The organism is Aliarcobacter faecis, assembly GCF_013201705.1.
GTDB classification, from domain to species: domain Bacteria; phylum Campylobacterota; class Campylobacteria; order Campylobacterales; family Arcobacteraceae; genus Aliarcobacter; species Aliarcobacter faecis.
Genome location: NZ_CP053837.1, coordinates 884,679 through 909,540 on the forward strand (window position 1 = coordinate 884,679; position 24,862 = coordinate 909,540).

The 24,862-nt window shown below is 27.9% G+C and carries 24 protein-coding genes; 16 read left to right on the forward strand and 8 right to left on the reverse strand.

The features are described 5' to 3' along the window. Positions 1-60 precede the first annotated feature (60 nt). Positions 61-3,162: an AMP-binding protein gene (locus AFAEC_RS04465; RefSeq protein ID WP_051487546.1), complete on the forward strand. Its 3,102-nt coding sequence runs from the start codon at positions 61-63 to the stop codon at positions 3,160-3,162. Positions 3,163-3,533: 371 nt separating this feature from the next. Here the strand turns inward: AFAEC_RS04465 and AFAEC_RS04470 are convergent, their stop codons facing one another. The 8 genes from AFAEC_RS04470 to AFAEC_RS04505 form a co-directional block, all read right to left on the reverse strand. After that, positions 3,534-3,872, reverse strand: coding sequence for a hypothetical protein (locus AFAEC_RS04470; RefSeq protein ID WP_172658624.1), 339 nt, complete (start codon positions 3,870-3,872; stop codon positions 3,534-3,536). Continuing rightward, positions 3,866-4,705 carry a DUF3325 family protein gene (locus AFAEC_RS04475; protein WP_172658625.1) on the reverse strand — a complete coding sequence of 280 codons (840 nt, stop codon included), beginning with the start codon at positions 4,703-4,705 and terminating at the stop codon, positions 3,866-3,868. Before AFAEC_RS04475 ends, AFAEC_RS04470 begins: the two co-directional genes overlap by 7 nt. Beyond that, the gene (locus AFAEC_RS04480; protein ID WP_026804831.1) at positions 4,702-4,980 is read right to left on the reverse strand and encodes a hypothetical protein; all 279 of its coding nucleotides are present in this window, start codon (positions 4,978-4,980) and stop codon (positions 4,702-4,704) included. Before AFAEC_RS04480 ends, AFAEC_RS04475 begins: the two co-directional genes overlap by 4 nt. Beyond that, the gene (locus tag AFAEC_RS04485; RefSeq protein WP_026805821.1) at positions 4,977-6,584 is read right to left on the reverse strand and encodes a PepSY-associated TM helix domain-containing protein; all 1,608 of its coding nucleotides are present in this window, start codon (positions 6,582-6,584) and stop codon (positions 4,977-4,979) included. The genes AFAEC_RS04480 and AFAEC_RS04485 overlap by 4 nt, the downstream gene beginning before the upstream one ends. Positions 6,585-6,597: 13 nt before the next feature. Beyond that, positions 6,598-8,964 (reverse strand): TonB-dependent receptor, encoded by a 2,367-nt coding sequence (locus tag AFAEC_RS04490; RefSeq protein WP_026805820.1) that lies wholly within the window; start codon positions 8,962-8,964, stop codon positions 6,598-6,600. A 100-nt stretch (positions 8,965-9,064) separates the two neighbouring features. After that, on the reverse strand, positions 9,065-10,018 hold the full coding sequence (locus AFAEC_RS04495; RefSeq protein WP_081754509.1) for a FecR family protein: 954 nt from the start codon (positions 10,016-10,018) through the stop codon (positions 9,065-9,067). Next, positions 10,018-10,488 carry an RNA polymerase sigma factor gene (locus AFAEC_RS04500; RefSeq protein ID WP_026805818.1) on the reverse strand — a complete coding sequence of 157 codons (471 nt, stop codon included), beginning with the start codon at positions 10,486-10,488 and terminating at the stop codon, positions 10,018-10,020. Before AFAEC_RS04500 ends, AFAEC_RS04495 begins: the two co-directional genes overlap by 1 nt. A gap of 63 nt (positions 10,489-10,551) precedes the next feature. Further along, on the reverse strand, positions 10,552-13,077 hold the full coding sequence (locus AFAEC_RS04505) for a glycosyltransferase family 2 protein (RefSeq protein WP_026805817.1): 2,526 nt from the start codon (positions 13,075-13,077) through the stop codon (positions 10,552-10,554). A gap of 89 nt (positions 13,078-13,166) precedes the next feature. Between AFAEC_RS04505 and AFAEC_RS04510 the strand changes: the two genes are divergently transcribed. From AFAEC_RS04510 to AFAEC_RS04580, 15 genes are all read left to right on the forward strand, one after another. After that, positions 13,167-13,559: a disulfide oxidoreductase gene (locus tag AFAEC_RS04510; RefSeq protein WP_225442401.1), complete on the forward strand. Its 393-nt coding sequence runs from the start codon at positions 13,167-13,169 to the stop codon at positions 13,557-13,559. 60 nt (positions 13,560-13,619) lie between these two features. Next, on the forward strand, positions 13,620-14,255 hold the full coding sequence (locus tag AFAEC_RS04515; protein ID WP_026805815.1) for a DsbA family protein: 636 nt from the start codon (positions 13,620-13,622) through the stop codon (positions 14,253-14,255). After that, positions 14,255-14,554 carry a hypothetical protein gene (locus tag AFAEC_RS04520; RefSeq protein WP_026805814.1) on the forward strand — a complete coding sequence of 100 codons (300 nt, stop codon included), beginning with the start codon at positions 14,255-14,257 and terminating at the stop codon, positions 14,552-14,554. Before AFAEC_RS04515 ends, AFAEC_RS04520 begins: the two co-directional genes overlap by 1 nt. Beyond that, positions 14,551-15,120: a TlpA family protein disulfide reductase gene (locus tag AFAEC_RS04525; protein WP_026805813.1), complete on the forward strand. Its 570-nt coding sequence runs from the start codon at positions 14,551-14,553 to the stop codon at positions 15,118-15,120. The genes AFAEC_RS04520 and AFAEC_RS04525 overlap by 4 nt, the downstream gene beginning before the upstream one ends. 154 nt (positions 15,121-15,274) lie before the next feature. After that, positions 15,275-17,833, forward strand: a complete 2,559-nt coding sequence (nosZ, locus tag AFAEC_RS04530) for a Sec-dependent nitrous-oxide reductase (RefSeq protein WP_371317636.1) — start codon at positions 15,275-15,277, stop codon at positions 17,831-17,833. Between the two features lie 67 nt (positions 17,834-17,900). After that, positions 17,901-18,662, forward strand: a complete 762-nt coding sequence (locus AFAEC_RS04535; protein ID WP_026805811.1) for a hypothetical protein — start codon at positions 17,901-17,903, stop codon at positions 18,660-18,662. Continuing rightward, positions 18,663-19,883 (forward strand): nitrous oxide reductase family maturation protein NosD, encoded by a 1,221-nt coding sequence (gene nosD, locus AFAEC_RS04540; RefSeq protein ID WP_026805810.1) that lies wholly within the window; start codon positions 18,663-18,665, stop codon positions 19,881-19,883. After that, on the forward strand, positions 19,873-20,601 hold the full coding sequence (locus AFAEC_RS04545; protein ID WP_026805809.1) for a 4Fe-4S dicluster domain-containing protein: 729 nt from the start codon (positions 19,873-19,875) through the stop codon (positions 20,599-20,601). Before nosD ends, AFAEC_RS04545 begins: the two co-directional genes overlap by 11 nt. Further along, the gene (locus tag AFAEC_RS04550; protein WP_026805808.1) at positions 20,598-21,155 is read left to right on the forward strand and encodes a c-type cytochrome; all 558 of its coding nucleotides are present in this window, start codon (positions 20,598-20,600) and stop codon (positions 21,153-21,155) included. The genes AFAEC_RS04545 and AFAEC_RS04550 overlap by 4 nt, the downstream gene beginning before the upstream one ends. Then, positions 21,156-21,593: a c-type cytochrome gene (locus AFAEC_RS04555; protein ID WP_026805807.1), complete on the forward strand. Its 438-nt coding sequence runs from the start codon at positions 21,156-21,158 to the stop codon at positions 21,591-21,593. 8 nt (positions 21,594-21,601) lie between these two features. After that, positions 21,602-22,495 (forward strand): NapH/MauN family ferredoxin-type protein, encoded by an 894-nt coding sequence (locus AFAEC_RS04560; protein ID WP_026805806.1) that lies wholly within the window; start codon positions 21,602-21,604, stop codon positions 22,493-22,495. Next, positions 22,492-23,130: an ABC transporter ATP-binding protein gene (locus AFAEC_RS04565; protein WP_026805805.1), complete on the forward strand. Its 639-nt coding sequence runs from the start codon at positions 22,492-22,494 to the stop codon at positions 23,128-23,130. Before AFAEC_RS04560 ends, AFAEC_RS04565 begins: the two co-directional genes overlap by 4 nt. After that, the gene (locus tag AFAEC_RS04570; protein WP_026805804.1) at positions 23,117-23,551 is read left to right on the forward strand and encodes a hypothetical protein; all 435 of its coding nucleotides are present in this window, start codon (positions 23,117-23,119) and stop codon (positions 23,549-23,551) included. Before AFAEC_RS04565 ends, AFAEC_RS04570 begins: the two co-directional genes overlap by 14 nt. Further along, a complete protein-coding gene (locus AFAEC_RS04575) occupies positions 23,548-24,375 on the forward strand; it encodes an ABC transporter permease (protein WP_026805803.1) in 828 nt (275 codons plus the stop codon). Before AFAEC_RS04570 ends, AFAEC_RS04575 begins: the two co-directional genes overlap by 4 nt. Continuing rightward, positions 24,372-24,845, forward strand: a complete 474-nt coding sequence (locus AFAEC_RS04580; protein WP_026805802.1) for a nitrous oxide reductase accessory protein NosL — start codon at positions 24,372-24,374, stop codon at positions 24,843-24,845. Before AFAEC_RS04575 ends, AFAEC_RS04580 begins: the two co-directional genes overlap by 4 nt. Positions 24,846-24,862 lie beyond the last annotated feature (17 nt).

Consider the following 24,862-nt stretch of genomic DNA (forward strand, 5'->3'; position numbering starts at 1 on the left):
ACTTAGAATCTCAAGATTTATTCTTGAGATTTTATCAAACTTTAGAAGTTAAGGAAAAAAGTGCTTATAAAAAACTTAGCAGATATTTTAAGCTTTCAAGCAAAAAACAATCCAAACAAAATAGCAATATATACAAAAAATTCAACTATTACTTTTCTTGAACTAGAAAAGTTTGTTTGTAAAATAGCAAATTATTTGAAAAGTCAAGATATTAGACCAAAAGATGTAGTTTTACACTATTTTGATGATGAGTTTTTACTTGCAGTTACTATGTTGGCATTGGCAAAGATTGGTGCTTGTTTAGTAAGTATTTCAAAAAATAGTCCAAAGAATGAACTAAATGAGATAAAAAATCTTTTATCTCCCAAATATATTTTAAGTAATAGTAGTGATATAAAACTAGATTTTAAAGTGAAAAGTTTGATTTTTACAAACGAAACTTTAAACTCTTTAAAAAATAGTATCTACAAAGATGAAAAAGAGTTTGATTCTAGTTTAATTTGGCAAGTTGTTATTGGTTCAGGAACGACAGGAAAAGCTAAGTTTTTTGAAGTAAGTCATAAATTGGAGTTTGAAAGAGTTAAAATATCTCAAAGTTCAATAGAGACAATAAGTAGTGATAGAGTGCTTTCTCTTCTTGAACTTTTATATAATAGTACAAAAATAAGATTTCTTATGACACTTTATAGTGGTGCTTCTTATGTGATTTGGGATAAAAAAGATAATGATTTTGTAAGTTTTTGTAAAAAGTATCAAATAAGCATACTTTTTACAACAGTTTTTCATATAGAGAGTATTTTAAAAACATTTCCAAATATATCAAAAGAGAGTTTTAGTTTTTTAAGAGTTTTATCTATTGGAGCTTCAAATATAAGTGATGATTTAAGAAAAAGAATAAAAGAGAAACTAACTTCAAATTTATATGTTACTTATGGAACAAATGAAGTTGGTGGTATAACTTGTGCGAATAAAGAAAGTGTATTTGATATATCTCAAACCGTTGGTAAGGCTTTAAATAATGTTTTAGTACAAATTGTAGATGAAGAGGATAGAGAGTTAAAAATAGGAGAAGTTGGATATATAAGAGTAAAAAATTTAGGTATGATAGATGGATACTTAAATGATGAAAAGGCTACAAAAAAAGCTTTTAAAAATGGTTGGTACTATCCTTTGGATTTGGGTAAATTTACAAAAGAAAAAGAGCTTATATATTGTGGAAGATCTGATGATATGATGATAATGAATGGAATAAATATCTATTCTACACAAATAGAAAATCAAATAATCTCTCATAAAGCTGTAAAAGATCTCTGTGTAGTTGGTTTTAAACATAAAATCCATCAAGATATACCAATATGTGCTATTGTATTAAAAGATGATAAAAAAGTGAAAAAAGAAGAGTTGATGAACTATTGTGTAGAAAGATTGGGTTTTTTAAGTCCAAAGGATATTGTTTTTTTAGATGAAATTCCTAAAAATGAACAGGGAAAAGTTATAAAATCCAAATTAAAGCAAAAAATATTTTTAAAACAAATTGAAAGAAGAAATATTAGAAACTATAATATTAATTTTAGAATAGAAAAAGAGATTAATCTAAACTATTTAAGACAATGGTTTATAGAAGTTTTAAATTTAGATATTTTGGAAATAAAAGAAAAGAATTATATTTTATTTATATCAAAATATGTTATAAAATTAGTTACATCTTTATTCCAAGCTTGTCAAATTCCTATTTTTAAAGATATTGAAATAAACTCTTTAAGTGTAGATGAAGTGCAAAAAAATAGATTTATCTTAACTGTTTCTTATGAATATGTGGATTCTATTTCAATACAACACTATACAAAAATATTGGATAACTCTTTTAACTATGTTTTATTTATGGCACAAAATCAAATAACACTCGAGAATAAAAAACTTTTACTAGATAATATATTTAATTTAATAAATCAAATTTTATTTCAAATGCCAATTGGAAAATCTACAATACATATATTAAAAGAGGCTACTAAAAAAAATATACCATTTTTTCATTTAGGAGATGGTGTTTACCAATTAGGTTGGGGAAGTAAAAGTAGAAAAATTGATAGAAGTACTATAGATAGTGATAGTGCTATGGGTTCTAAGTTATCACAAAATAAGTTATTTACTGCAAATTTACTAAGATTAGCAGGACTTCCAGCCCCAATTCATAGTGTAACAAATGATAAAAATGAAGCTTTACAAATGGCAAAAATACTCAAATATCCACTTGTTGTAAAACCTATAGATTTAGATAGAGGAGAGGGGGTTAGTGTAAATATTTTTGATGAAGAGAGTTTAATCAAAGCATTTGAATTAGCTTATAATTTATCAAAGAAAAAGCAAGTTATTATAGAAAAACAAGTAGTTGGTGTATGCCATAGGCTTTTTATTGTCGGTAAGGAGTTGCTTTATTGTGTAAAAAGATTGCCTATTTGTGTGTTTGCAGATGGTAAAAGTTCTATTGAAGAGTTAATAAAAAAAGCAAATGATAAAGAGGATTTAAAAACACCTTGGGATAGTTCAAAACAGTTTTTTCCAAATGATGAATTAGCTTTAAAATTCATAAAAGATACTTCATATAGTCTTAAATCAACACCTAAAAAAGGAGTTTTAATTCCTTTAAGAGATATTGAATCTACAAAATGGGGTGGATATGATGAAGATGTAACAAAGTTAGTTCATATTGAGAATATAAAAATTGCACTACAAGCTACAAAGCTTTTTGAACTTAAAGTTGCAGGAATTGATATTATTACTTCTGATATATCAAAGCCTTGGTATGAAACAAATGCAATTATAAATGAAGTAAACTTTGCTCCACTGCTTGGTGGTGGAGATATCTCAAAAAAGAATATAGGGAAGTTTTTAGATTTACTTTTAAAAGGTGATGGAAAAATCCCTATAGAATTATATAATAATAAAAAAGAGGCTTTAGATAAACAAAAAGAGCTTATTTCAAATAAAGTTAGGTGTTATTTGATTTGTGAAGAAGATGTTTTTGATAGTGAAGAAAGAGTAGTTATCTTTAGAAACTATACTCTGGGACAAAAATTAAAAGCTTTGTTATTAAATAAAAATGTAGATGCTATAGTGATTTTTTCATTAAATGAAGCAGAAGTTCTTTTTTCTTATAGTTAAGTAATTATTAAAACTTTTTTATGAACTAATTTAAAAAAATCAGAAACCTTTTTTAGCTTTCCTACCCTTTTTAGTTCTTTTAAATGGTAAACCATCTTTTATAAATCCATCAAATACGGTTTTAAAAATGATTAGTTGTAAACTCATAGAGGCAATAGAACTTAAGAAAATATCTTTGAAAGCCTATTGATTTATTATAACCTTAAGTATGGATTTCAAAGTATAAAAAAGGAGAGATTTTCTAGTTATTATTCGAAATTTTAATCATAATGAGAAAAATACCTTGAAACCCATACTTAAACTTATTTTAGAACTGGGACTTATGCTTTTAGTACTCTAAAAGAGAGTCCCAGTTCCAATATATTCCATTCCTATTCTAAAATCTCAGTTTTACCAACTTCAATACTACTTTTACCATTTGCACTTTGCATCAAGATATAAAAATCATCTTTAGGAATATTCTCAAAAACAACTTTAGAGCTTTTATCAAACACTTTTTTCTCTAAAACTTCATTATTCTCTACTTTTACCAAGCTTATCTTATTTCCTTTTGCATGAGATCCATTTGAGTATCCAGAAACACAAACTATATTTTCACTTTTATATTTACAAACTAAAAAAGCAGTTGGTGTAGCACCATGAGAAAAAGCCATTATTGGAAAAAGAGACAAAGTTATCAAAGTAAAATATCTTTTAAATTTTATTACCATTGTATCTCCAATTTAGCATTTTTAGAATATTTTTCAAACTCTTCAAAAGTAGTTTGGAAATTCTCTTTTATATTATAAGTTTTTTGATAAACTTTTTTATCTCTACTTACAACAGTTAAGTATAGTTCACTCTTTTCATCTAAAGAAAAAGGTATTTGAACACTAGCAATTCTTTCCCAATAATTTCCACCAAAAGGCATACCAAAGTTATTTTGGATAAAAGGTTTATTTATTGTTATAAAAACATCATCTATTTTTAAATCACACTCTTCACAAAATCTAATATTAAAAGTCATAAAAGCTATTCCATTATCTGCCATTTCAAACTCTCCACTATCGTGTTCAGCCAAAACAAACTCAAACTCTCCTATTTTATCTTTGATTACATCATCTCTTAAAACTGATTTTGGTGGAGTATTATTTAAACTATAAATAGCATAAAGAGGAATAAGTATCATAAAAAGAAGATAGAGTTTTTTAAATGGTACTTTATCTTTTATCTCTTCTTTACTTTTAGAAACTATATTTTTAACTCTAGCTTTTTTATAAGCTAAATAAGATATTGGAAATATCACAAACAAAATAGCAAAAGTTAAAATTCCAAAGTACAAAACTATTCCAAAGCTAAATTTCCAAAGATATATACAAAATACAAAAGAGATTATTAAAAAAAGAGAACCTAAGGTTTTAAATATAGTTTTCTCTTTCTCTTGTAATTCTCTATTTAGTAAAACTACACCTTCTCTTTTTCTTGTTATTGCTAAGAGTAAAAAACCAATTATGGCTAAAATAGTTACTAAACCATACCAAAGGATTGAAACATTAGGCATCATAAAACACCTCCTTTAAGTAAATAGAAACTTAAAGCAAAAAATATTACTGTTAGAGCTATCATATAAAACCAAGCTCTAGCTATATTTTTTGTATAAAAAACCCAAAGAACTATAAAGATACCTAAAATAAACTCTATTTTTATAGCTTCAACCATCTCTTGAATTTCAGGATTTATCTCTAAAAGAACCAATACAAAAGTAGTAATTGCAGAAGATAAAAAGTACATTCCAAAAGTAGAAGCTAATATTCTAAAAAACATATCCATATTTTTCATAATTTCTCTCCTATTAAAACTTCTTTATTTTCATTATCTTCTTTATCTTTTCTACTCCATTTCTTTTTAAGTCTAAATCCAAGAAAAGCAAAAACTAAAGCAAATAAAAGCATAGTTATATCAACAAAGGCTAATACAAAATCTCCTTCTTTTAAAGTAACTCCTAAATGTTTATTAGTTGTAAAATAGTTTAGTATTGGAATAAAAGCTAAAGATATACTAGCTATATATAAACTTTCAATCCAAGCTTTTTTAATTGGTCTAAAAAAGGCAAAAGCAATCATAAAAGCCCAAGTTAGAAATAGTATATTTACTTCCCATTCGGCTCTATCTGCCATATTCACACTAAGAGTTCTATTTGCTATAAAAAAAGCTGAAATTCCTACTAAAAGTCCTACTATCATACCAATATTTAATCTTTCAACTATTTCTAAAACTAGACTTTTTTTATCACTCTCTCTTTCAAACTTCTCTTTTCTTTTTACTGTATATAGTATCATCCCTGTTGCTGTCATAATACAAGCTAATACTCCGCAGATAAAATATAGCCATCTTAATGGGTAAGAAGCAAACCAAGCTTCATGAAGTGAAACCAAACTTCTAAAAAGTTTTGTTCCTGTGCTATATTCGTTTGTAATTTCTAGTTTTTCTCCACTTACTCCACTAAATCTCATAACTGTATCATCTGATTCACTACGAGTAAGTTCGCTACCAAAAGGTGGTTTTAACTCTATATATAAACCTTGTGTATTATTCTTACCAACTTCTATATAAGCTATATTTCCAATACCATATTTTTTTTCAGCTTCTCTTATCATATTTTCTATATTTGCTGTTGGTTTCTCCATAATAGGAAGAGAACTATTATCTAGTAAAGCTTGTTTCTCATCTTTTCTTTGCTCTTTTTTATCTTCTATCATTTTATAAGGAATAGTTACATAGTGTGGACTATAATAAACAAGTCCAGTATAAAATATCATCAACACAAAAGGCAAAGTTATAATCCCTGTGATATTATGCATATCTATCCAAGACCTCTGTTTTTTATTTGCTCTAAAAGTAAAAAAGTCTTTAAACACTTTTTTATGGATTATTACTCCACTTACAACAGCAACCAAAGTAAAAAATGCCAAAAACCCAGTAAGAATAATCCCTAAAGTTTCATCTATATAGTAAAACTTATGGTGTAAATCTATAAAAAGTTCTCCACCCTCTGTTTGTCTAACTTCTGTTTGCTTTACTTCTTCTAAAGTCAATGGGTCAAAATACCAATATTTAGCCCAATTCGTGGAGCTTCTTGCAACAATTTCTGTTCTACTAGCACCATTTGGAGTCTGATTTTTTATATGTGGAAGTTTTATATACCACTCTTTTGCTTCTTGTGATTCTTTACTCAAAAAATCAAACATAGCCTCAATTTGTTTATCTTGTGGTTTTTGTAAAAGGTTTATTTCTAGTGGTCGCTCAGGCTCTAACCATCTAGTAAGGTCATAATTAAAAAAAGATAGAGTTCCAGTAACAAGTATAAAAAATATTGCCCAGCCAACTATCAAAGATACCCAAGTATGAGTTAAACTCATACTTGTATTAAAATCACTTTTCATTTACAATTAACTCTTAAAACTTAACTGTTACATTAAAAGCAACACTTCGTGGGTCGCTTAAAGTTGAAGTATTTGCCCAATATTTTTCATTTGTTAGATTTGAAGCATAAATTCTAAATGTAGTATCGTATCCATCTAATTTTGTCTCATATCTAGCCCCTAAATCTAATGTTTTATAAGCATCTAGTTTTTGAGTATTCATATTATCAACCCATTGAGTTCCAGTATAGTAAACTCCACCATTTAGAAAGATTTTAGGTTCTACTGGAAGACGATATTCTGCATATATTTTTGCTTGATATTTTGCTACATTTTGAGACTCTTTCCCTTGAAGTGTTTTATTTGTAGTTTTTTCTACTTTTGGACTAAGGTAAGTAACTCCTCCCATTAAAGTTAAACTATCACTTGCTTTTCCAGTTACTAAAACTTCAACTCCTTGATTTATCTGTTCACCATCTTGAGTTGTTGTTTGTGTTTTACCATTACCATTATTAGCGAAATATTCAGTCATATTATTTGCTTTTTCTATTCTAAATAGTGCCGTACTTAAAAGTAAATCTTTATTTATAGAGTATTTTACACCAACCTCATACTGTTTACTTGTAAGTGGGTCAAAAACTTTTCCATCATTTGTATCTTTAGGTTCATCTATAACTGAACCATTTTCAAGTGATTCTATATATGTAATATAAGTTGTTAAATCTTCTATTGGTTTATAAATAAGCGATATTGTAGGTGTTAAAGCATCTTTATCATAACTTCCTGTTTTTGCTTTAGTACTTGTATTCCAAGTATCTTGTTGAACATTAGCTAAATTTGCTCCAACTAGAGCACTCCATTGTTCATTAAAAGTGATATTATCTCCTAAAACAATATTTGACTTAAATTGTTTTCTAGCTAAACCTTTTTTTACTGTACCACTAGGAATTGTATAATTCCAGTTGTTATAATCAGAGAAATTTGTACTACCAAGAGAATCACCCCAAGTACTGTGATCACTTCGACTATAAAACTTTTCATTTCCAAAAGAACCACCAAATGTTAAAGAGTGATGAACAGAACCTGTATTAAAATCTCCATCTAAGTAAACATAAGCTCCATCGTTTTTAGTTTGCTGTTTATAAAACCAATATAAACCTCTTTGAAAACTATTTGTATTTGTATTCACCAAATTATAAAAATATGGTCTTACTCTAGTGGCATCTTTATAAATATATGCTGTTCTAAGTCTTAAATTATCACTAAAACTATAATTTGCTTTTAACTCTACTTTATCAGAATCTACATCTACATTAGCCCAATCAGGTGCATAAGTTTTTTTTGTATCAAAACTAGAAGCATCAGGTCTTTTCCCTGTTATATTCCACATAGGTTTTGTTCCTGTTGTTGATTCTCTATGAGCATAATATAGTCCTAAATCAAGATTATCTGTTGGTTTATATGCAAATGATACACCTATTAGTTTCTCTTTATCTTCATAGTTCTCTATTGCTGTATCGCCACCTTGATAATTACCAAATACTCTCACACTTAATTTATCATTGATATTTTGAGAAGTATCCACACTTGTATAGTAGTTTTTCCCACCATTATTTCCTACGGATATTTTCGTAATTGGCTTTAAAGTAGGATATTTTAAAGCATAGTTTATAGTTCCACCTACATTTCCACCACCATATAAAAACCCACTAAGCCCAGAAATTACCTCTATTCTATCTACTTCATTTGTACTTGTACCAAAAAATGAATATGGAAGTGGTATTCCATCTATTAGAGCCTGCGAAACACCAAATCCTCTAATAGCTGATGAAATTTCTCCATTTTGTGAAGCATTTTCATTATTCTTCATCACTGGATTTACTTTTGCAACTTGGTTCATATTTGAAGTGATTGTATTTTCTAAAAAGTCAGATGACATAACACTCATTGAATATGGTGTATCTTGAAGAGATAAATTTCCCCAAACTCCAAGAGTTTTTACATCTTCTACTAAATATCCAGATTCTGCACTTCCATTTTTACTACCTTTACCACTTACAGATACATCATCTAAAACATAAGTTCCATTGCTTAAAACTTTTACAGAAGATATCTCTTTTATAACAATAGTATTGTTTTTTATAATTGCTTCTAGTCCAGTTCCTTCAAACATCTGTTTTAAAGCTTCCTCTAAATTTTGCAAATTTTCTATTTTATTTGTTTTTTTACCTTTTAAAATATTTGTATCCACCAAAAAAGGTATATTTACAAGTTCTGAAATCTTCTCTATAGCTAAAGTAGCATTTGTTGTATCTACTGTATATGAAGCTGCATAGATATTTGTAGCCAAAAGTAGGGCTAAACTAGGTGCTATTAATGATTTTCTATTTAATAGTCTCACTTTTTCTCCTTAAATTTTAATTATGAGAATTACTCTCTAATAAAAGAAGACGAAAAATTTTACTATTCCTGACATTAAATTTTGAAAATTTTTATAAATTTTATTTTACAACAATTGTTTTATCTTGTTTTACTATTTTTATTGGATGAATCATTGGTAAAACATTTAAAAAATTATCAAAATGTTTTACATCAAAATTTCCACTTATTTGATATCTTTTTGCTTTCTCTTTTTCATAAATTATATTTATATCTAAATGTTTTGAGAATTCATTAAAAACTTCTTCTAAATTTGTTTGTTGAAAATTATATTTACCTTCATTCCATTGCAACATTTTTTCAATATTTAAACTATTTTGGCTAATTATATTTGCATTATTATCAAGTTGTAAAGATTGCCCTTTTTCCACAATAGCTAACTCTTTATTTTTCTCTTTTGATTTAGATACTTTTACAACTCCTTCTAAAACATTTACTTGTAATTTATTTTCAAAATTTACAACTTCAAATTTTGTACCTAAAACTTCAATATCTATTTTCTCTGTATTTATTATAAAAGGTTGCTCTTTGTTTGAACTTACATCAAATATAGCTTTTCCTTTAGATAGTTCTACTACTCTTCTGTTTTTATAATATTTTACAGTTATAGTTGTATTTGCATCTAGTGAAATTTTAGAGTTATCAGGTAGTAAAATATTATTTTGTATCTTATTTGAAACTAAATACTCTTTTGAATATTTTGGGAATTCTACAAAAAATGATATATAAAAAATAGCTAAAATAGATGCTGCAACTAAAGGAGTAACTCTTTTTAGAAATATTTTTCTTCTATTTTCAATCTCTCTATTTTGTTTTACCTCATTTTTTAATTCATCTAAAAAATCTTTAGGTAGAGATTTTATCTCATTTATTAAATCTTTTTGTTCTTCAAAAGCAGTTTTATTTTCTAAAGTTTCTATCCAAATATTAAACTCTTTATTGTTTTTTAACTCTTTCCCATCTATTTCTAAACTAACCCAATGGCTTGCTTGTTCTTGTATATTATTTTTTGCCATTAGAGTTCCTCTTTTTTTCTAATTTTTTCTTTTAGTTCAATAGTTGCTCTTGAGATATGTTTTTCAACTGCTTGAAATGAGATATTCATTATATTTGCTACTTCTTCTTTTGTATATCCTTCTATAATATGTAGTACAAAAGCCTCTTTTCTTTTTGCAGGGAGTTTTTTTAGTTCTTGCATTAAGATATCTTGTTGATTTTGTTTTATAACTTCATCTTCTGTAAGATATTTTTCAATATGAGTATCTTTTTCAAATGGTATTTCAGTTATATTTTTGTTTTTTCTTGATAAATCTATAATAAGATTTTTTGCTACTTTGTAAAGTAAAGCTCTCTCATTTTCAATTTTTTGTGTATTACTTATAGCTATTACTCTTTCATAAGTTTCTTGAACAATATCTTGAGCATTATCCTTGTTTGAGACTTTGTTTTTTATGTATAAAAGTAACTCTTTATAGTAATCTAACATTATTTTGTTCTCTTTATATTTTAAATAAATTGATGAACTAATTTAAAAAAAATCAGAAACCTTTTAAGATTTCTGATTTTTTAAAGAGTAAAGTTCTAGCATTCTCATAATAATTGCAGAGATATAAGGAATTGTTTGAATAAATATTGTTGCTGCAAATACATAGATTTCTGTAATACCTGTATGGTTTGTAAATATTAGAGCAAAGAATGCAATTAAAAGTAAAACTCCTAAAATCATCTCATATTTTATAGGGCTTGAACCTTTTTTAGCTTTTCCACCCTTTTCAGTTCTTTTAAATGGTAAACCATCTTTTATAAATCCATCAAATACGGCTTTAAAAATGATTAGTTGTAAACTCATAGAGGCTATAGAACTTAAGAAAATATCTTTAAAAGTAGCTTTTACTTTTGTTCGATAAAGTATAAAAGTATGTAAAATATTTACTATAAATGCTGTTATAATAGGAATTGTAAGAGGAATAGTAGGAATTGTAACCCCAACAAAAATGATAACAGGAACCCAAATAATATTCATAACAGCCATAATTGGACCCATAGCATCACTTAACCAGAAAAACCAACCAGTAACAAATTTATTTTTTTGTCTAGGGCTAAGTTTTGTTGAACTTGGTTTAAACTCTCTCCAATGTTTTTTAAGAATTTGAATAGCACCATAAGCCCATCTATGTCTTTGTGTTTTAAATGCTTCAACAGTATCAGGAAGTAGTCCATATCCATATCTTCTATTTGTATAATGAGCTATATATCCAGCTTCAAATAGTCTTAAACCTAATTCACTATCTTCAACAATAGTGTCAGTTCCCCATCCACCAACTTCCATCATAGCACTAAGTCTTACCATTACCATAGTTCCATGAACAACTATCGCATTTTCTTCATTTCTATCAACCATTCCAATATCAAAGAAACCAGCATATTCTGCATTCATAGCTGCTTTAATTATACTTTCATCTCCATCTCTATGGTCTTGTGGTGCTTGAACGATTGCAACTTTTGGGTCATCAAAAAGTGGAACTAAATCAACAAGCCAAGGAGATTCTACTTTATAATCAGCATCAATAACAGCAATAATTTCAGCATTTTTATCTGTATATTCAAGAGCAGTATTTAAAGCTCCTGCTTTAAATCCAGTACATTTTATATCAAGATATTTAAATTTATCTCCTAGTTTTTCACAGAGCTCTTTTATTGGAGTTTTATAATAATCTTCTGGAGTATTATTTATGATAACTAAAACTTCAAAATTTGGATAAGTAAGTTTTGAAAGACTCTCTAAAGTTTCAGCTAAAACATGAGGTTGCTCTTTATATGCAGGAACATGAATTGATACAAGTGGTGCATTTTGTGATTTTAAATCAAGAGGAACAAGTCTAGTTGGAGTTACACCAATAGTTGAACGAAATAGCTCATTTGCTTTTGCTAAAGTGATGATTACAAGAGGAATCATCAAAAAGCTTCCCATTCCCCACATAACCCACATACCAAAATTCATATAGTTTATAAATGGATATATAGCAGCCATTACTATACCAAATGCCATACCTTGAGCAGCAATCGCATAAGCAAAAGCATGGCTAATATTTACTTTTTGATTTCTAAGTCCAAAAATTGTAAGTAATGCTCCAATTAAAATGGCAGCAATCATTTGATATAGCCAATATTGATTTAATTCAACTTTACCAATTAATTGGAATTTTAAAGCTCTATTTATATCAAATATTCCCCAATATTGTCCAACATTTCCCTCATCATATCCTTTCCAAGGTTGGTCAAAGGCTTCGATTATATTGTAATGCCAACCTTTTTCATGTGCAAGATTTATAAAACTTCTAATAGCTTGTGCTTGATTTTTGATATTTGGAACAGCTTTATTGTTATTATATCCGTGGCTAGGCCAACCAGTTTCCCCAATTACTATCTTTCTATTTGGATGGATTTTTTCAACTATTAAGTATTTTTCTAGTAAAAACTCATTATATCTATCAATTGGGATTTTTTCCCAATAAGGTAAAATGTGAATTGTTAAAAAATCAACATGTTTTGCAAGATCTGGAACTCTTTCCCAAACATCCCAAGTTTCAGCAACTGTTATAGGTTTATTTGTACGACTTTTCATAAAATCAACATAAGCAAAAAGTTCCTCTTCATTTATATCAGCTCTTAGTAAAACCTCGTTTCCTACTATTACATTTTCAACTCTGGAAGGATATTTTTCCAAAATTTGTAGAGCTCTTTGGATTTCTAAGTAGTTTTCTTGATGATCTCCACTAATCCAAAGCCCTAAATCTATTGGCATAGTGCTATCTTTTGAAGCTTCCAATATTTCATAGGCCTCTTTAGTTGCATAAGTTCTAATTTTTGTTGTAAAGTTTTGTAATAAATTTACATCATCAGAAATTTGTTGTTTCGACAAAAGTTTTTTCTCATAACCCTCGTATGGAGAGTAAGAAAGAGACTCTATTTTGTCCATAGAGCTATCTTTTAATGTTACAAAGTTATCCTGTGTAATCCAAAAAAAGACTTGAAAAAGTCCAGCCATAATAAGACCTAAGATAATATATCTCAACTCGTTTTCCTTTTTTAAAAATAATTGGGAATATTAACATTTTTTTGTTACAATGAAACTTATTAAATATCGGTATAAGGATAATTGTTTTGCTTTTTTTTGCTTTTTTAACTTCTCTTGTAGCTACTCTTGGTAGTCTATTTTTTTCAGAAATAATGAATTTTGTCCCTTGTAGTTTGTGTTGGTATCAAAGAATCTTTATGTATCCACTAGTTTTTATATTTTTAGTAAATCTTTTATATCCCGATAAAAGCGTATTTAAATATAGTTTTCCTCTTGTAGTTGTAGGTTTAATTATCTCAATTTATCATAATCTTTTGATATTAAAAATAATTCCAGAAAAGTTATCTCCTTGTGTTAGTGGTGTTCCTTGTAGTGTTGATTATTTGAATTATTTTGGATTTATTACAATACCACTTTTATCTTTTTTAGCATTTTTTATTATCTTTATATCTTTAATCATCTATAAAAAGGGAAGATAGGCTTTAATTATCTATTATTCTTTTTTGGCTAAAGTACGAAAAAATTACAAAAGGAATGTTATGCGGAATAAAAATTTAGTTTTTATCTCTATTTTTATTGTTCTAGCTTTATTTATAGGAGCAGTATATTTTTATAAAGATAGTGTTTCAAATAGTAGAACAAATATTGATGAGTTGTTATTAAAAGATTACTCTTATAAAAAAGGATTAAATAAAAAAAATATAACAATTGTTGAGTTTTTGGACCCTGAGTGTGAATCTTGTGGGATATTTAATCCTGTTATGAAAAAGCTTTATAAAGAGTATAGCGATGATATTTTAATTGTTGTAAAATATTTAGATAATCATAAAAACTCAAAATTTGCTATTGAAATTCTTGAAGCTTCAAGAGAACAAAATCTTTATAATGAAGTTTTAGATGTGATTTTTGAGAAACTTCCTTACTGGGCTGAACATAATAATGAAAAACCAGAACTTTTATGGGAATTTTTAAAACAGATTACTAATTTGGATATTGAAAAATTAAAAGTTGATATGAAAAATCCAAAAATAGCACAAATTATTAAACAAGATAGAGAAGATGCAACTGTTTTAGGAGTTAGAGGAACACCAACAATATTTGTAAATGGAGTTCAACTTGAAAATTTAAGTTATAAAGCTTTATTTGATTTAGTTGAGAAAGAGATTTATAAATAATGGAATATTTTTTAGCTTTAATTTTTGGTGCTATTTTTACCTTTTTATATTTTTACTTTAAAAATAAAAATAGTTTTATACCAAAACCAAAGGTTATGAAAAAAGATGAAATTATAAAAGCATATGAAGATGAGTTAAAAGAGATTTTAAACTCTTGTGGTGAAAATAGGGCTTTACAAATAGAAAAAAAAGTTCAATTCTTAAAAAGAGTAAATCAAGAGTTGGCAATGAATATATTTTTTGACAAAGAAGAGTCAAGAAAAATTTTAGAAAATTTATCAAAAATGGAGTGTATATGAGAAAAATTTTATTTATATCTTTAGCTTTTTTAGGTTTAGGATTTACGGCTTGTGATTCAAAATCACCAATAACAGCAAATGCAGTTTCAAAAACGAAAATAAATGAAGAGAGACCAAAGTTTGAATCACAAACTTATAGTTTAATTACAACAGATGAGAAAATTATAGGTTTTACAAGTACAGAAGAGGGCTTAGACTTTGATGAATTTAAAAATAAAAAAGCAGTTATTATTGATATCTTTGCAACATGGTGTCCGCCTTGTATAGAGTCTTTACCAATGCTTAAAGAGATAAAAGAGAATAATAAAGATAATTTAGAGATTGTATCTGTACTTTTTCAAGATCCAAAAACTGTTGAAGAGATGAAAGAGTTTATTAAAGAGCATCAAATAAATTATCCAATAACAATGGGAAGTGATAATCAAAAACTAGCAGATGAATTAAGTGTAAAAAAAGTTCCTGAGATGTTTTTATTTTCAAAAAGTGGGAAATTTGTACATAAATTTGTTGGTAAAGTTTCTAAAGAAGAGCTTGAAAAATACCTTGAAATAGCAATTCAAAACTAAATTTTAAATATAACTTATTGTAATAATTAAAATTTCAAATTTTTTAATAATGTTGATATAAGACAATAAACTACTGTTAATTATGTGTTAACATAACCTACATTTAATTTTGTAGGAGGTTAAAATGTTTAAAAAAGTATCAATTTTAAGTTCGATGCTTCTTTTTTCTGTTACATCAGTATTAGCAAATACTGATTTGCAAAAAGTTATGAAAGATAGAGGTCTTACTGAAAGAGATGTTTTGGCAGCTGCTAAAACTTATACTCCAACAGGTATGAAAGATGAATATTATGTATTTAGTTCAGGTGGACAATCAGGACAAGTAATTGTTTATGGTGTTCCATCTATGAGAATTTTAAAATACATTGGTGTATTTACACCAGAGCCATGGCAAGGGTATGGATTTGATAATGAATCAAAAAAAATCCTTGATAGTGGAAAGATAAGAGGTCAAGAGGTTAAATGGGGAGATACTCACCATCCTAACTTTAGTGAAAAAAATGGTGAATATGCAGGTGATTACCTATTTATAAATGATAAAGCAAATCCTAGAGTTGCTGTTATTAATCTACATGACTTTGAAACTACTCAAATTGTCGTAAATCCAGTCTTAAAAAGTACTCATGGTGGAAGTTTTGTTACTCCAAATACTGAATATATTGTAGATGCTTGTCAATATGCTGCACCACTTGAAAATGAGTGGGTTCCTATTGAAGCTTATGAAGAGAAATATAGAGGTGGGGTTACTCTTTGGAAATTTGATTATGAAAAAGGGTTAATTAATGAAAAAGAGTCTTTTACATTAGAATTACCTCCATATATGCAAGATTTAAGTGATGCTGGAAAAGGTCCATCTCATGGTTGGGCATTTACAAATAGTTTTAACTCAGAGATGTACACAGGTGGAATAGAAAAAGGTCTTCCTCCATTTGAAGCAGGTATGAGTAGAAATGATACGGACTTTTTACATATTTATAACTGGCAAATTTTGGAAAAACTTGCAAAAGATCCAAAAAATACAAAAGTTATAAATGGACATAGAGTTGTAACAATTGATGCTGCTGTTAAAGCAGGAGCATTATTCTTATTGCCAGAAGCTAAATCTCCACATGGTGTTGATGTTACTCCAGATGGTAAATATATAATTATTGGTGGAAAACTTGATACTCATGTAACAATTTTTGATTTTGCAAAAATTAAAGAGCAAATTGATAAAAAAGAGTTTACTTCAAAAGATCCTTATGGGATTCCTATTTTAGATTTCAAAAAAGCACTTCATGGTCAATTAGAGTTGGGACTAGGACCTTTACATAATACTTTTGATGAAAAAGATGGGATAGTTTATACTTCACTTTATGTTGATTCACAAGTTGTGAAATGGAATTTTAGAGATTTAAAACTTCTTGATAGAGTAAATGTTCATTATAATATTGGACATCTTGATTCAATGGAAGGGAAATCAACTAAACCAAAAGGTAAATATGGAATTGCTTTAAATAAACTATCTATTGATAGATTCTTACCTGTTGGTCCACTTCATCCTCAAAATCATCAATTAATTGATTTAAATGGCGATAAAATGGAGTTAATTTATGATATGCCAATAGGTTTAGGTGAACCACATGATGTTGTTTCAATTCATGCAAGTAAAATTAAACCTAAAAAAACTTATGACCAAATGGGAACAAATAGTAGAACTGGTAATGCTCACGAAGGTGCAACATTAGCAGGTCAAGAGAGAGTTGAAAGAGATGGGAATAAGGTTAAAGTTTATATGACAGCTGTAAGAAGCCACTTAAATCCAGAACATATTACAGTTAATAAAGGTGATGAAGTAACAATTTATATTACAAACCTTGAAAGAGCTCAAGATGAGACTCATGCTTTTGGTCTTTCTGGATTAAATGTTCATGCTTCAGTTGAGCCTGGAAAAACTGCTTCAGTTACATTTACTGCTGAAGAAGAGGGAGTTTATCCATATTATTGTACAGAGTTTTGTTCAGCTTTACACTTAGAGATGATGGGATATTTAAAAATTAAAGACCCTAAAAAACAGTATCCAGATTATAAGGCTGCTAAAGTTTCTAAAATGACTCCTGAAGAGTTACAAAAAGAGTATGACAAGATTGTTGCAACAAATAAAGCAACTGATGATGTAATTCAAAGTGTTGTTAAATTCTTAAAAGATAAAGGTTTTGATAAATATCCTCAAGTTAAATCTTTAGTAACTGATGCCCTAGACCAATATAATAAAATTTCTCATGAAAAAGCAAAAGCAGATGAGGCATTTAAAGCTGGAGATTTAAATACAGCAATTCTTTGGGAAAACCAAGTTTGGCAATATATGGTTAAAACAGCAGATGTTGGTTTAAGAGCTAAAAATCTATTGGCTAAAGAGCTGGCAACTCCTATGAGTGAAAAAGCAAGACTTGGAGAAGAAGCTTATTTAAGAGGTGGTTGTAATGGTTGCCACGTAATTGGGCAGGTGAGTTCAGGACCAGATTTAACAGGAGCTTTGTTAAGACATGAAAATGGAGAAAAATTCCTTTATGACTTTATTTTAGATCCAGCAAAATACTACAATGAACCATATATAGATGCTATGATTAAAACATTTAATCTAAGAATGCCAAATCAAAATATGAAACCAGAAGAGGTTAAAAATATTATTGAATATTTAAAATGGATTGATGAAAACGCTGATTTACAATAATTAGCAAATAAAGTAAGGAGTTTTTCTCCTTACTTTAATCTTATTATAGATTAGGAGACTATATATTATGAAAAAATATCAAATTTTTACTATTGTTGCTCTATTACTATTAACTTTTAGTTATACAATTCCAGTTATTGGATTTAATGGGATAATGGAAAGAATAAAGAATCATGATACAAAAGATATTCCAACTTATGTAGCAAAAATTTGGGATTTTTATCACTCTTTTCAATATGTAAGTCCAAATACTCCCAAAAGTGCAGTTGGGTCTTTTGAAAAGATGATGGAATTAAAGGCTGAAATAGGCGTTGCTAGTATGCCTGTATGGAGAGTTTCACTTGAAGCTCCAAATTATCCAAAAGAGGCTTTTCCTGATGGAATTCCCGTATATTTTCATTTTGATGGTTATAGTGGAGATGTACAAGAGATGAATACAATAAACCATTATATTGGAATGTATCCAATGGAGCATGGTGGTCAATTTGAAAGAAGTGTTGTACCTTATTTCTTTTTGGCTCTTACACTAATGATGATAGGATTTTTATATTATGATGGAAAAGCCTCATGGTTACTTATGATAATTCCTGTTGTTTTACCAATTGCTTTTTTAATTGATTATTCAGGATGGCTATATTGGTATGGACATAATATGCAAGATTGGGGAGCTTTCAAAGTAAAACCATTTATGCCAACAGTATTTGGTGATGGAAAAGTTGCACAATTTACAACTCACTCTTATCCACATACAGGGTTTTATATCTTAATTGCGGTTAGTGTTTTAAGTCTATTAGCTATATTTTCAAAAAGAAAAGAGCAAAAAAATTAGATGAAAAAACTAATTTTACTTTTACTTTTTTCTAGCTATTTTATTTTTGCATTTGAACTTCAAGAGGCAATAGATAAAGCTCCTATTGGCTCTAAAATAACTTTAGCCCAAGGAGAATATCATGGTAATTTGGTAATAAACAAACCACTTACTATTGATGGAGTAGATAAAAAAGCAAAAATAATTGGTGATGGAAATAGTAGTGTAATTACTATAAAAAGTTCAAATGTTGTTATTAAAAATTTAACTATTCTTAATAGTGGTTTTAGTGTAGAAAATATAGATAGTGCGATATTTGCAAAAGAGGTAAATAATATTACTATTGAAAATAACCATATTTCGGATAGTTTGTTTGGTGTAAATTTTGAGCAAGTAAATAGATCTAAAATCATAGATAATTTTATTACTTCAAAAGATTTAGAATTGGGTATTAGAGGTGATGCAATTAGGCTTTGGAGTTCTCATGATAATCAACTTTTATCAAATAGAATTTATAAATCAAGAGATTTTGTACTTTGGTATTCAAGTGGAAATAATATAGAAAATAATTATGGAAGCTACAATAGATACTCTTTGCATTTTATGTATGCTGGAAGAAATATGGTTAGAAATAACCTTTTTGAGTATAACTCAGTAGGAATATTTTTTATGTATAGTAGTGGAACAATTGCTATTTCTAATACTGTAAAAAACTCTTTGGGAGCATTTGGAGTTGGAATTGGTATGAAAGACTCTTCAAACTTTACACTTCTTGAAAATAATCTTATTTATAATCCAAGAGGATTGTATCTTGACCAATCTCCTTATCATCCAAGAACTGTAAATATTTTTGAAAGAAATAATATTTTATACAATTCAAGTGGGATTCAATTTCAAGTATCAAGAGAGAGAAGTATCTTTAATGAAAATGTTATTAAAGGAAATATTGAAGCAGTTGTAAGTGATACTCCTAGAAATAATCTTTCAATAAATGACTGGAATGCAAATTACTGGGATATGTATGAAGGATTTGATAAAAATGGAGATGGTTATGGAGATATTCCATATAAACACTATGTTTATGCTGATAAATTGTGGCTTTATAACCCAAATGTAAAGTTCTTTTATGGTTCAGTTATTATGGATTTATTAAATTTCTTAGCAAAATTTATTCCATTTTCAGAGCCAGAACTTTTAGCAGTTGATAATAAACCAATGATGGAGTACAAAATTGCAAAGTAAAAATGATGAAAAAAGAAGAGATTTTGTAAAACTGGGAGCAGGTGCACTATTTTTTGGCTCATTAATAGGAGCAGGAGTGTATTTAGCTCCAAGATTAAATGCAAGAGAGAGACTTTTAAGACCACCTGGTGCTTTAGATGAAAAAGAGTTCTTATCTACATGTATAAAGTGTGGGCAATGTGTACAAGTTTGTCCTTATCATACTTTATCACTTTTAGATATAACTTATGGAAATAGCATAGGAACACCTTATGTAGATGCAAGAGCTAGAGGGTGTTATTTATGTGATTTACTCCCTTGTGTATTAGCTTGTCCTAGTGGTTCATTAAATCATGATATTACAAAAGCGGAGCAAGTAGAAATGGGAGTTGCTATGCTTAAAAACCCAAATAAATGTTTAGCTCTTTTAGGACAAAATGTAAAACAAGAGGATATAGCTTCTATTTTAACTCATTCAAATAAAAATGAAAGAGAACAAAAAGTGCTTGATGATTTACAAGAGTATGTAGGTAAACCTTGTACTATTTGTGCTGATTTATGCCCATATCCACAAAAAGATAAAGCAATAGCAATGGTTAGTGATAATAAAGGTAATTTTTATCCAGAAGTAAGAAATCAATGTGTTGGTTGTGGAGTTTGTGAAGAACTTTGCCCTGTAAGTGGTGAGTCTGCTATTGTAATTATACCTAGAGTTAAATATGAGGAGATATATTCATGAAAAAAATATTAATAAGTTTACTTATTGCATCTTTGTTTATTGCTTGTAGTGATAATAAAAAAGAGAAAGAGCTTAAAAATGAACAAACAAAAGAGCAGGTAAAAACTACTTCAAATCAAAAAATTACTATAACAGAAAACAATACTACTATTGAAAAAGAGAATCCATTTATCTCTTATGATTTAGATGGGAATAGGGTTGTTAGAATTTCACCTGATGGAGAGGAAACAGCTCTTACAAAAGAGTTAGGAGCATTAATATCTATCAAAAATAGTTATGAAAAATTAAATGCAAAAATACTCTCTCAAAGACTTAGCAAAAACTATATGCAAAAATGTTCAGCTTGTCATGATAACTATGCAAATGGAGTTATTGGACCATCTTTATTAGATAAAAGTGAAGATGAGATATTCCAAGCTATAAAGGTATATCAAACGGGAGAAAAGAAAAATGTGCTTATGAAAGATTTGATTTCAAAAATGCCAGATAGTGAAATTAGAAGTTTGGCTAGTGAAATTGCACAATTAAATAAAGAAGTAAGGGAGAATAAATAGATGAAAGCAAAAAATATTGTTGGGATAATCCTTATTGTAGTAATTCTGTTTTTACTGTTTTTAGTTCTTTCTCAAGAGAGCTCTAAAAAAGTTGAAGTTGTAGAGAAAGTGGAAGAAAAAGTTTCTAAAGTTGAGCCAAAATTGGAAAAAAGTGAAGAGGAGAAATATTTAGAAGATTTAAAAAAACAAGCTGGAGCAAAAACTGATTATGAAGTTAGTAAATATTATAAAACAGCCTGTTCTTCTTGTCATGGAAAATCTGGAGAAGGAACAAAAGTTGCTCCAAGTATTGCTGGGAAATCTTATGAGTATATTGTAGAAAAACTTGATGATTATAAAAATGATAGAGTAGTAAACTCTTTAATGAAAGGTTTATTGAACAATACAAGTGATGAAGATTTAAAAATTTTAGCAAAAGAGATTGCAAACTTTAAATAGAGGATATTATGGATAAGTATAATACAAGAGCTACTATAGAAGATACTGGCTTTTTTGATACATTTATTACTACAACAAAAGATGGTAAAAAAAAGCTTGGAATTAGATTTTATAGATGGCTTGTGGTTATTTTTGTACATTTGTTATTTATTCTTTCATATTATATAGATTTACAAATGTTGGAGGGAGATTTAAGTGGTTCTAGATTTTTAGGATTTCATTTAACAGATCCTTTTATTGCCTTACAAGTTTTTGCTAGTACGCATCATATACCAATAAATTTAATAATTGGTACTTTAACTATTGTAATAGTATATATGTTAATAGGTGGAAGGGCTTACTGCTCTTGGGTTTGTCCTTATACTATTTTGGGTGAAATCTCAGAAAAATTACATAGATATTTAAAAAAGAGAAAGATTGTAAAATCATATAAATTTAATCATAATATTAAATATATATTTTGGGCAATATTTTTATTTCTCTCTTTTATTAGTGGATATTTGGTATTTGAGATAATAAATGTAGTTGGAATAATTTCAAGAGTATTAATATATGGTTATAGTGTGGCAATAGCTTTTGTAGTAGCTGTTTTTTTAGTTGATACATTTTTTTCTCAAAGATTTTGGTGTAGATATGTTTGTCCTATTGGAACAACATATAGTTTTATTGGATGGGGAAGTACAACAAAAATAGTTTGGGATGATAGTTGTGATCATTGTAGGGTTTGTGCAAATGTTTGTTTAGTTCCACATGTTTTAGATATCACAAAGAAAAATGCAAATATAAATAATAGTAAAGAGCAGACAGTTATTAGTGGAGATTGTACACTTTGTGGAAGATGTGTTGAGGTGTGTCATAATGATTCACTAAAATTTGAAACTAAATTAAAGAAGTTAATATGATAAAAATAGAAAACCTTACAAAAGTTTTTGGAACTCAAATCTCTTTAAATAATATCTCTTTAGAGTTAAAAAAAGGGGATAGTATTATAATTATGGGACAAAATGGAGCAGGAAAAACTACTTTAATAAGAAGTATTTTAGGACAATATATTCCTACAAGTGGCAAAATAGAGGTTGTTGGTATAAACCCTTTTAAAAATAGAGTTGATACAATCTCTAAAATAGGTTTTGTTCCTCAACTTCCACCACCAATTAAATTAACTGTAGATGAGCTTATAAATTTTGCAGTAAAATCTAGTAATATAAGTAAAGATGAGGTAATTACTCTTTGTTCCAAAATGGATTTGGATATAAAAGAGCATTTTAAAAAAGTTTTTTTTAAACTTTCTGGTGGAATGAAACAAAAACTTCTAATCTCTATAGCAATAGCTAAAAATCCTGATATATTCATATTTGATGAACCAACAGCAAATCTTGACCCAAAAGGAAGAGAGAGTTTCTATGAGATAATAAAAGAGTATAAAAAAGATAGACTTAGTATATTTATAAGCCATCGTATAGAAGAGGTTTCTAATATCGTAAATAGAAGAATTGAACTTGATTTAGGAAAGGTTGTTTTAGATGAAAAAATTTAGTTTTTTGTTAATTTTTGTTTTAGGTTTATTTTTTACAGCTTGTGATTCACAAATTGATACAACAGCAAAAGAGGTAAAATTTGATAGAGAGATTTGTGAAAGATGTAAGATGATTATTAGTGATAGAAATTATGCAGTTCAAATAATTAATCCAAATGATGGTAAAAGGTACTATCATGATGACATAGGTTGTGCAGTTTTATGGTTTAAAGAGAATGGTATAACTTGGGAAAAAGAGGCAATTATTTATGTAACAGATGCAAAAACAGGAAAATGGCTTGATGTAAAAAAAGCGTTTTGGACTTTTGGAGCAACTACTCCTATGGATTTTGGATTTAGTGCTTATGAACAAAGACAAGATGGTGTAGAAAATTATGATTATAGTTATACTAGAGAAAAAATATTAGGACAAAATAGATGAAAAATCTATTTTTAGTTTTTAAAACTGATATAAGTGAAGCTTTAAGGTCCAAATGGTTTTTAGTTTATACTTTAGTTTTTGGTGGAATTATAGCTTTGTTTTTTATAACAGGTATTACTGAATCAAGAATTCAAGGTTTTAGTGGTCTTAGTAGATTACTACTAATTTTTATTGAAATTTGTATAGTAATTGTTCCTATATTTATTTTGATAAATACAGTACGAACAATTGCAGGTGAGAGAGATAGTAATATTTTAGAGTATATGTTATCTTTTCCAATTTCACTAAAAGAGTATTTTTTTGGAAAGTTTTTTGGAAAACTTTTTGTTGTAACTTTACCAATAATTGGTGCTTTAGTTTTAGCTTTAGTTTGGAGTCTTTTTAAAGGTGCAACTGTTCCTTGGGGGATATTTTTTTATTATATGGGATTGATTATTGCAGTTAATATTTGCTTTTTAGGGCTTAGTTTTTTTATATCTTCAATAGTTAAAACTCAAGAAGTTGCCTTAGGAATTGCTTTTTTTGTTTGGTTATTTTTACTTGCTTTAATAGATTTACTTTTAATTGGATTTTTAATAAAAACTACAGCAAATCCAGAGTTAATCTACTCAATAGCTTTAATAAATCCATTACAAGTATTTAGAATAGGTGCTATTACTCTATTTGACCCAGAGTTATCTGTTATTGGACCAGCTAGTTATTTTATTCTTGATGAGTTTGGAAAAGAGCTAATAGCAATATATTGTATTTTTTATCCAGCTATTGTTGGATTTTTATTTAGTATTTTTGGATATTTTATTTTTAAAAGAAAGGATTTAGTGTGAAAAAGATATTTTTTTTACTTATTTTTATTTGTGTATCAATTTTTGGTGCTGATATTTTATCAAAAGAGTATAAAGATTTAAATCTTAAACAAGATATGTGTCCCGTAAAAAATGTACCTATTGAAAAACATAAAGATTGGTTGGGATATGTAGAGTTTAATGATGGAAAAATAATAGCTCTTAGCTCTCCTAAATATAGTTTTGCTTACTATTTAAAAGAGTTAAATCATAATAAAAATGAGAATATTAAAGCTATTTATGTAACAGATTTTAAAACAAAAAAGATAATTGATGCAAAAACAGCTTATTATGTTTTTGGGAGTAATCTTATGAGTGTTGGTGGAGATGATGTTATCCCTTTTGAATTAGAGTCTGATGCTAAAGAGTTTTTTGATACAAAACATGGAAAACAGATATATAGATTTGATAGAATGACAGAGAATTTTATTAACTATTTAGATATGAGATAAAAGGGATTTTATCCCTT

Bases quoted from the DNA above. Each gene is read 5' to 3' on its own strand.
- AFAEC_RS04470 (WP_172658624.1), bottom strand. From the start codon at position 3,872: ATGGTAATAAAATTTAAAAGATATTTTACTTTGATAACTTTGTCTCTT.
- AFAEC_RS04475 (WP_172658625.1), bottom strand. From the start codon at position 4,705: ATGATGCCTAATGTTTCAATCCTTTGGTATGGTTTAGTAACTATTTTA.
- AFAEC_RS04480 (WP_026804831.1), bottom strand. From the start codon at position 4,980: ATGAAAAATATGGATATGTTTTTTAGAATATTAGCTTCTACTTTTGGA.
- AFAEC_RS04485 (WP_026805821.1), bottom strand. From the start codon at position 6,584: ATGAAAAGTGATTTTAATACAAGTATGAGTTTAACTCATACTTGGGTA.
- AFAEC_RS04495 (WP_081754509.1), bottom strand. From the start codon at position 10,018: ATGGCAAAAAATAATATACAAGAACAAGCAAGCCATTGGGTTAGTTTA.
- AFAEC_RS04500 (WP_026805818.1), bottom strand. From the start codon at position 10,488: ATGTTAGATTACTATAAAGAGTTACTTTTATACATAAAAAACAAAGTC.
- AFAEC_RS04515 (WP_026805815.1), top strand. From the start codon at position 13,620: ATGCGGAATAAAAATTTAGTTTTTATCTCTATTTTTATTGTTCTAGCT.
- AFAEC_RS04520 (WP_026805814.1), top strand. From the start codon at position 14,255: ATGGAATATTTTTTAGCTTTAATTTTTGGTGCTATTTTTACCTTTTTA.
- AFAEC_RS04525 (WP_026805813.1), top strand. From the start codon at position 14,551: ATGAGAAAAATTTTATTTATATCTTTAGCTTTTTTAGGTTTAGGATTT.
- nosZ (WP_371317636.1), top strand. From the start codon at position 15,275: ATGCTTCTTTTTTCTGTTACATCAGTATTAGCAAATACTGATTTGCAA.
- AFAEC_RS04535 (WP_026805811.1), top strand. From the start codon at position 17,901: ATGAAAAAATATCAAATTTTTACTATTGTTGCTCTATTACTATTAACT.
- nosD (WP_026805810.1), top strand. From the start codon at position 18,663: ATGAAAAAACTAATTTTACTTTTACTTTTTTCTAGCTATTTTATTTTT.
- AFAEC_RS04550 (WP_026805808.1), top strand. From the start codon at position 20,598: ATGAAAAAAATATTAATAAGTTTACTTATTGCATCTTTGTTTATTGCT.
- AFAEC_RS04555 (WP_026805807.1), top strand. From the start codon at position 21,156: ATGAAAGCAAAAAATATTGTTGGGATAATCCTTATTGTAGTAATTCTG.
- AFAEC_RS04560 (WP_026805806.1), top strand. From the start codon at position 21,602: ATGGATAAGTATAATACAAGAGCTACTATAGAAGATACTGGCTTTTTT.
- AFAEC_RS04565 (WP_026805805.1), top strand. From the start codon at position 22,492: ATGATAAAAATAGAAAACCTTACAAAAGTTTTTGGAACTCAAATCTCT.
- AFAEC_RS04570 (WP_026805804.1), top strand. From the start codon at position 23,117: ATGAAAAAATTTAGTTTTTTGTTAATTTTTGTTTTAGGTTTATTTTTT.
- AFAEC_RS04575 (WP_026805803.1), top strand. From the start codon at position 23,548: ATGAAAAATCTATTTTTAGTTTTTAAAACTGATATAAGTGAAGCTTTA.